The following is a 7810-nucleotide window of genomic DNA, read 5'->3' as shown; positions in this document are numbered from 1 at the left end:
GTTTCAATCCACGCCCCCGCGCGGGGGGCGACCGTCTGAGGTCGATTATGTTGGGGGGTAAGGGCTGTCGAAGGGCATTTCGCGAAGCCTTCGTTGAGCGTCCTTTCCTTCCGTATAATTCGGCGTCAGGGTTTGGGTTATTTTACAAAATCAAAGCATTACAACTATCGCGAACCTCCCGGCGATTCTGCCGTCGCTTGGGGTTCGCGCTACACGATAAGGGGGCCTTCGGGATCGTAGGCGGCCTTGGCACCGACATGTTCGATCCTTTGTTTCCAATTCGCTCCAAGGAAGTAAAAACGCAGGCTATCCCGCTCCTCGTCCATTTCCTGCAACAAGCGATGCTTGAGGCGTGTCCACTGAGCCGGATCGACCACGCACTCGAAGACCGAATACTGCACCCGTTGCCCATAATCCCGGCAGGCCTTGGCGATGCGCCGCAGCCGCCGCTGTCCGCCGGGGTCCTCGAAACTGACATCATAGCTGACAAGCACCAACATCGGTCACCTCCAAACAAATGGTGGATAGCCGTCCAGATCACCGCGCAGCCACCGGGCCATGAGCAGGGCCTGAAGATGAAAGACCAGTCCCAGTGGAGCCTTCTCGCCCAGATATGGATGCTGAATTTCATCCTGCTTGCGCTTTTGATAGGTGACCAGCAGCGTCTTGCGGGCATCGTCGGTGAGTTTGACGGCTCCGTTCTCCAGAATTTCGAAGTCGTTCTTTTTGATCTGCCCCAGATTGATCAGCGACAGCGCCAGACGGTCGGCGAAAAAGGCGCGGAACTCCTCCATCAGGTCCAGGGCCAATCCATGCCGGCCGGGGCGATCCCGATGGAGAAATCCGACCTCGGAATCCAACCCCACCCCTTCCAGGGCGCTGCGCACATCATGAGCCAGAAGCGTGTAAATGAAGGACAGCAAGCAATTAACGCGATCCAGGGGCGGTCTGCGGCTGCGGCCGGCAAAACGGAATTCCGGCTCCGACGACAGAATCAGATGATCGAAAACACCGAAATAGCCATTGGCCGCCTCGCCCTCAATGCCGCGCACCACATTGAGGGGCATGGATGATTGCAGGCGGGCGACGCAGTCTTGCTGATGGCGGATTTCCGCTTCCAGAACCGCGCCATCCACCTTGTCCGCGTGGTCGCGCAGCACGCGCTGCAACACGCGACGGCCGTTCACGATCTTGGCCGTGACGATGCTCCGCGCCACTTCCGCGCTCGTGTCCAGATCATCGGCGCGGCGGAACTGCTCACGACGCAATAGCACGTTGCCGGACACCGGCCCCTGTACCCGCGCCAGAAATCGGCCATGCTCGGTCATGAAACTGAGCCCCACGCCGCGTTCGGCGGCAAAACCCATGAGGAACGGACTGCACGAAACCTGTCCGAAGCAGACCACTCCGCCCAGGGTATGGATGGGCACGCGTAGTTTGACTTCTTTTTCCATGCGCACGGCCACGCACTCGCCATCCTTGGCCAGGTACGCGCCCTGGGAGGTGACGTAGAGCGTGTTCAGAAGCTTTTTCATTCGTCCTCCGTCATGGCCGCAAGATACCTGGCCACGGACTTGGCCTTGCCGAGCCGGGGCATACACAATGCCAGGAGCGAACACGATTCGCACTTGGCCTCATACCGCGCGGGCGGGGTTTGGCCGGCCTCGATAAGACGATGCAGTCTGGCTGCCGCGTCCTCGGTTTTTGTCCGCAATTCCTGATCGAATTCAACCTGCGCCCTGCGCCGCGTCTTGCCGTAAAAAAGAGCCCCGGACTCGATGCGCATTCCGAGCATTTCCTCCAGGCACATGGCTTGGGCGCAGAGCTGAACCCGGTCCCAGTCCTCGGATTTACTGCGACCGCGCTTGTATTCGACAGGGAAAGCCGCGCCGTCCGGCCCAAATTCCACCACGTCGGCGATGCCCGAAAGTCCCAATCGCAGAGAGCGCAGCGGCAAGCTGCGGGCGACGCGCCGTCCATCCTTCACGAAATCCGGTCCACTATCGACCTTTTCGTGCAGAATGCGGCCTTCGGCCGTGAACAGATTTTCGGTCCAGATCCGCTCCACATGAATGAGCGCGCATTGCCGCTGGCAAAAAAGCAGATGCTGCAAGGCGGAAATGGGGAGAAGATCGTCTTCGGTGTACATCCGTGCGAGTCCTTGAGCGATTTCGAGACATCACCGTGGCGTCGCGGCGGCGCGACGCCACGAGGCTTGGCTACAGTTTCTCGATGATCTCGACGCCTGCCGGAGCCGGGGCGACCGTCACCGTGTAGTCGGCAAAGGAACGGGCCGGGCCGGAGGAGCCGTCGGCGCGTTTGACCTGCACCAAATCGAAGAGTTTGTGCGCCGGAGCGTTGCCGAGTTTGTTCTCATGCTTGAAGACGATGAGCCTACGGCTGCTCATGAGGCCACGGGCGGCCGAGCGGTCATGCTCGAACATGTTGGCCAGCGCATCCCAGAGCAGATTCAGATCGTCCTCGGAAAAACCGGTCTTGTCCGCCAGCGGCGCGGACACGAAGCCATGCGCCACATACAGCCCGTAGGGCACGATATGCTTGCGGCCCATGGTGCGTTCCTTTTCCAGATCCTTCTCGTTGGTCACGGCCATGCGGGTGATGCTGATTTCCTGGGGGATAATGGGCTCCACGCTCTTGGCAAAGGCCAATTGCACCGGCCCCCGGACCTGCCCGCAGTTGACCTCAGTGGTCATAACCGCGCCGAAAGTTCGGATGTCGAAGAAGTTGGCGCACATCCAGCCCGTGACTTTCAGGGCGTCCTCGACTTTTTTGGGCAGTTTCTTAGCTTCGGGCTTCATGTCGTAGGCGAGATAGGCTTCCTCATTGGTCCGGTTCAGCACTGCCTTTTCCTGAATATAAATTTTGAATCCTTCCGCTCCTTCCATGGCCAGGGCGACGTGATTGCGGATCTTGCGCTTGAGGCAGACATCCGTGACCAGACCATGCCCGGTTTCCGGATCGATGCGCGGCATGTTGCCGGCATCCGGATCACCGTTGGGATTACCATTCTCGACGTCAAAAAGGAGTACGAATTCATAGCGGTTGGCGATGGCGGTCATGGTCTAATTCTCCTTGATCTTCTTGGTGAAAAAGTTTTTGCGCTGATGGTAGTAGCCGATCATGAACAGGCCCTGTTCCTCGGACGACATGGTCGTCGGGAAATCGCTGAATGCGTCCACGATCTCCTGCATCATGACATCGTAGTGAAAGGCCATGCCTTTTTTCTCGGGATCTTTGCGCAGCTTGGCGATATGGTTGGTCGCGTTCTTGAGCAGCATGTGGAAGACCTGCCCCGGATTGGCGGACGCGGAGCCCAAGTAGCGGTCCTTGATGGTCGCGCTGGCACCGGGGACAGCCTCTTCCTGGGCTTTTTCCAACACGGCGAAGAGCCTGCCTAGTAAATATGGACGATCAGTTCTTGCGGGGTCGAGAGACACGGGAACCTCCAACTGTTTGTTTCGCGTAAGAAATGCCTTGATGAGCGCGGCCCGGAAATACGTCACGGCGTGTTCGGCGCGAATGCGGCCAAGCACGGCAGGCAACAGGCTTTGCGGATACCGCGCTCCGGTGAGCATGGCCCTGGCCAGGCCCCCTGCCAGCACGGGCGAGATGTTTTCGCTTTTGCCAAGGGGCGCGGTCTGACACAGCAGCCGCCAAAGTGGCGGGAATTCCGGCTCGTTGTCGTACTGCCGGATAATTTCCAGATCGCGGAAATGCGTGCCGATTTTGCGCAGCAGGCCGCCCACGGTATCGACCTCCCAGAAGCGGATGGACAAACGGGCGGCATTGGGGGCCAGCGCCAGTAAAAAGAAGCGCACGGATTCATCGAGATCCGGTACGATATCCACGGCGCGCCGACCGGCGCGGATGGCCTGCAACAGGTCGTGAATCTTGATCGAAGTCTGATGATCGACAGCCGTGTCGGGCTGCGACGATTCCGATGACGGATCAAACAGGTCGGCAAAAAGGTCTTCGGCCGGACTGGTGCGCTCGGCCCAGAAGACGATGGTGGCGTCGCCGATGGTGACTTTCTGGCGGCTTCCGCGCGTCAGCATCGCATTCAGAGCCGTGGTGTAGGCAAAGGCGGATACTTCGCCGACATTGGCTTTATCCTTATCGTACGAAACAAAGGCGGAGGCGTTAAACGACACAATGTAGCCGCCGGATGTCTGACCACCCGCGACGCCCTTGATGGGCGTATGCACTCGCGCCAGGGGGACATCACGTTCGCCGGTAATCAGGCAGCGCACGTTCGGGGCATCTTCAGACTTGGCGCAATGCGCAAGCCACGCCTTTTGGATCGGTAGCCGATTGTGAATGAAGCCTTTGGTTCCATCGAGCCGAAATACCAAGTTCGCTGCGGCCACGTCTTCCCAGGGATGCCAGGCGGCAATGATTTCCGCCGCATTTTCGGGGGCCCAAGCTGCCAAAAAACGAGTCACGGCTATCAATCCGGCATCTTCGACACCAGTGCAAACGGCGTGGAGTAATTCCTTGAATGCGGAATGACGGGTCTCGTTGTCTTTGGCTCCGTTCTTGTCCACTCCCAGGACATAGGCGGCCTTGTCCCAGATGAAGTTGGCCTTCACGCCCGAAGTTCTGGTCACGGCGGCGGGCACGGCCATCTTGCGGGCCAGCAGTTTCTTCCCTTCCGCTTCCCGTAAATCCTCAATGCTTCTCAAATTTCCGTCAGCATCCAGCACCAGGGCAAAGGAAATGTTCTCCATGCTGGTGCCGTAGGGCGGCATGCCTAAATCCGGGTCCGCGCTCATGCGCTCATAATAGCCGTGCAGTGCTTGCAGAATCATGCCCGCACCTCCGGCGACAACCGCGACGGCGGATAAATCACCCCGTCGAGCATGACGGCCTTGAAAAAAAGCGGAGTCATGTCGCGTTCGAAATCAATGTCCAGCAGCATATAGCCCAGTTCGCGATTCTCTCCAGCATAGCAGGACGGCGGCACCTCGCCTTCCAGCAGCTCGAAGGAGGCGGGAAACTCCCGGCACCCAAGGCAGGGCTGATGAAAAAACTGCCCAATGCGTGCCCGGCGGTTGAAAATGTCCAAATGCTTGCCCTCGTTGTCCGCCGAACCGGCCTTGTCCGTCAGTTCGAAATGAGCCTCGATGACGTATTCGACATTACGCAGCAGGGTTGCGGCCCGCTGCTGGCGGTTGCCGCCGTCATCGACCAGAAAATAGAGCGGCTTCTTGTCGCGCATGGCCGTGACCGGATTAGGTTTTGGGATCTTGGAGCTGACCTCGTTGCGACGCACATTGTCGAAAACAATGGGCCGCAGGACATGAATTTTGTCCACCACCCAGCGGATGGCCGGCTTCCAGTGAATGGCCTCCAGAATGCCCCGCGCGGCGGACGGGGTCATGACATCATATGAAACCCGTTCCACCTTCATTTCCGGTCTGGTGAAACAGGCGTAGTCGCCCCAGACCCGCAGTTTGATACCAAATGCCATAGGTTCCTCCTTCTCAGGCAATCAATCCTTCAGCGTCCCAAACCTCACCTTCTGCCGCGCATAAACCAACATGCTCGTCGTAGGCGGCCATGTTGCGGAGCACGGGATAACCATCTGAAATCATTTCGACTGCTCCGGAAATTTGGAGCTTCGCCAAATCCCTGGATCTGATCGTCACGGAATACTGTTGCAGCTTGCGCAGGATGGCGCGGGGAAAGTCCGTGAACCGCAGTTGCCGGACCAATTCTTCCGCCTCGGGCTCTCTCGGGATGATCAGGGCGGTTCCCTCGTCCTCGATGAGGCGAAAATCTCCGGCAATTTCCTTGAAGGGGAACAACAGGTCTTTACCCACGAAAGTGTTCAGACGCTTCACGATCTGTTTTTTGTCAAAATCCTCACCATCATAGAACAACTCGAAATAGCGGCGCATGGCGGCAAGACCGAGCGGATCTTCGGCAGGTAGGGAGCGCAACGTTTCGCCTGCACGACTGGCGCGGCGTTGCAACCAGGACATTCTGGACGGATTTTCCGGCTCAAAAACGAAGACCTGTCCCAATCCATCCAACCCGCCTTCCCGGTTGCAACGGCCTGCCGCCTGGGCAATGGAATCGAGTCCGGCCATGGCCCGGTAGACCACCGGAAAATCCACATCCACCCCGGCCTCAATGAGCGAAGTCGAAACCACTCGGCACGAAAGCCCGGCCTTGAGCCGCTGCCGAATGGCGTCCAGCACGCGCCGTCGATGCTCGGGGTACATATTGGTGGACAGATGAAACGAGCCGTCCTGAATAGACAAAAGCTCGAACACGTTCCTGGCCTGCGGCTTGGAGCCGACAACGCACAGCACCTGATTCAGGCTGGAAATGCGTTCGGCCAATTCCTCGTCCGTCAGTTGGCCCGCGAACGTGACTTCAGTGCGTTTGAGTTCGGTATAGAGCTGCGCCGGATCGGTGATGATTTCCCGAACATCCGTCAATCGAGCGCGAAGACTTTGGTCGTCCAGGGCGGGCTGGGTGGCCGTGCACAGCACCACGGTGCAGCCGTAATGCTCGACCAGCTCGCGCAGGGCGCAAAGGCAGGGTTCCAGATATTCCGTGGGAATGGCCTGAGCTTCGTCGAGCACGATGACGCTGCGGGCGATGTTGTGCAGCTTGCGGCAACGCGATGGCTTGTTGCTGAACAAGGACTCGAAAAACTGGACATTGGTGGTCACCACCACGGGCGCGTCCCAATTTTCGGCGGCCACGCCGCGCCACTTGTCATACCCCTGTTCCTCGGGATCGTCCTTCCCTTTGTAGTTGCAGTGATGCTCCAGGACGTTCTCCTGTCCGAATACGGAACTGAAGACCTGTGCGTTTTGTTCGATGATGGACGTGAAGGGGATGGCGTAAATGACCCGGTGCAATCCGTGGATCACGGCGTGATTGAGGGCGAAAGCCATGGAGGAGAAGGTCTTGCCCCCGCCCGTGGGTACGGTCAGGGAAAAGAAACCCGGCGTTTCGATAGCCCTGGCCCGACAATCGGCCAACGCGGTCTGACGCGCGGCTAGCACGTCTTGATGCAAAGTGTTCGGCGGTGTCGGGGCGCGCCCAAATTCGGCTAGCCGTTCATTCAGGGCATCCCGCAAGACGGTCAAATCGCATTGGGACATGCCCGTGCGTAGGCCGGCCCTGGTCGTATCGCAGAATGCTTCGGTATCGAGAAAATCGGCGTCCGTGAGACACGAAAAGAGCATACGGGTGAAAAAGGACAAGGAAAAACCGAGGCGATCACGCTGAAGAAGAAATGGCAGTTTCAGGTCCGTCGGCCATTCAGTATCAGATAGATGCGTGACATCATCCGGAATCCGCTCATTTTTCAGCCGATACTGGAGCTGGCCTTCCTGTACTCCTCCATCCGGTAGACCGCCATGGTGACCGGCGATGACGTACGACAACAGCAAGCCAAGTTTGCCGCCCCGCTCTCGCCCCAGTCTGGCTCCGAAGATGGAGTGATTGACCCGAATCGGCCTCCCTTCCAGGCGTTGCGTGAATTCCGATGTGGCCTTGCCGGCGTCATGTAGAAATCCGGCCATCCGCCCCCAATCTTCCGCGCCGAATAACGCCGCGAATTTCGCCCCCAGTTCAGCCACGTTTTGTAGATGCTCTTCCAAACCCTGCCAATCCGACTTGTCCGGATTTTTCGTCGAATGCGCGTAGTATTTCATTATCCTTCCACCCTCATCCCATACACCCCGGCCATTTTCCTCACCTTCTCCATCGCCTCTTTCCTCAGCCAATCCGGTTCCAGCACTTCGAACGATTCGCCCCAGCGCAGGGC

The 7810-nt window shown here is 58.6% G+C and carries 7 protein-coding genes; all 7 read right to left on the bottom strand.

All coding sequences use genetic code 11. The features are described from left to right. Positions 1-209: 209 nt before the first annotated feature. The 7 genes from cas2 to EOL86_10330 all read right to left on the bottom strand — a co-directional run bounded on the left by cas2 (position 210) and on the right by EOL86_10330 (position 7697). A complete protein-coding gene (gene cas2, locus EOL86_10360) occupies positions 210-500 on the bottom strand; it encodes a CRISPR-associated endonuclease Cas2 (protein NCD25973.1) in 291 nt (96 codons plus the stop codon). 3 nt (positions 501-503) lie between these two features. Next, positions 504-1535 (bottom strand): type I-C CRISPR-associated endonuclease Cas1, encoded by a 1032-nt coding sequence (gene cas1c / locus EOL86_10355; protein NCD25972.1) that lies wholly within the window; start codon positions 1533-1535, stop codon positions 504-506. Next, positions 1532-2149, bottom strand: coding sequence for a CRISPR-associated protein Cas4 (gene cas4 / locus EOL86_10350; protein ID NCD25971.1), 618 nt, complete (start codon positions 2147-2149; stop codon positions 1532-1534). The genes cas1c and cas4 overlap by 4 nt, the downstream gene beginning before the upstream one ends. A 70-nt stretch (positions 2150-2219) precedes the next feature. Beyond that, positions 2220-3080 (bottom strand): type I-C CRISPR-associated protein Cas7/Csd2, encoded by an 861-nt coding sequence (gene cas7c / locus EOL86_10345; GenBank protein NCD25970.1) that lies wholly within the window; start codon positions 3078-3080, stop codon positions 2220-2222. A gap of 3 nt (positions 3081-3083) precedes the next feature. After that, complete coding sequence (gene cas8c / locus EOL86_10340; GenBank protein NCD25969.1) at positions 3084-4829, bottom strand: type I-C CRISPR-associated protein Cas8c/Csd1; 1746 nt, start codon at positions 4827-4829, stop codon at positions 3084-3086. Beyond that, positions 4826-5491 carry a type I-C CRISPR-associated protein Cas5 gene (cas5c, locus tag EOL86_10335; GenBank protein NCD25968.1) on the bottom strand — a complete coding sequence of 222 codons (666 nt, stop codon included), beginning with the start codon at positions 5489-5491 and terminating at the stop codon, positions 4826-4828. Before cas5c ends, cas8c begins: the two co-directional genes overlap by 4 nt. A 13-nt stretch (positions 5492-5504) precedes the next feature. Continuing rightward, entirely contained in the window at positions 5505-7697 is a 2193-nt protein-coding gene (locus EOL86_10330; protein ID NCD25967.1) for a CRISPR-associated endonuclease Cas3'', read from the bottom strand. Positions 7698-7810 lie beyond the last annotated feature (113 nt).

It is taken from the genome of Deltaproteobacteria bacterium, assembly GCA_009930495.1.
Taxonomy (GTDB): Bacteria; Desulfobacterota; Desulfovibrionia; order Desulfovibrionales; family Desulfomicrobiaceae; genus Desulfomicrobium.
Note: the sequence above shows the minus strand (reverse complement) of the source record. Positions and strands in the feature narration are given on the sequence as shown.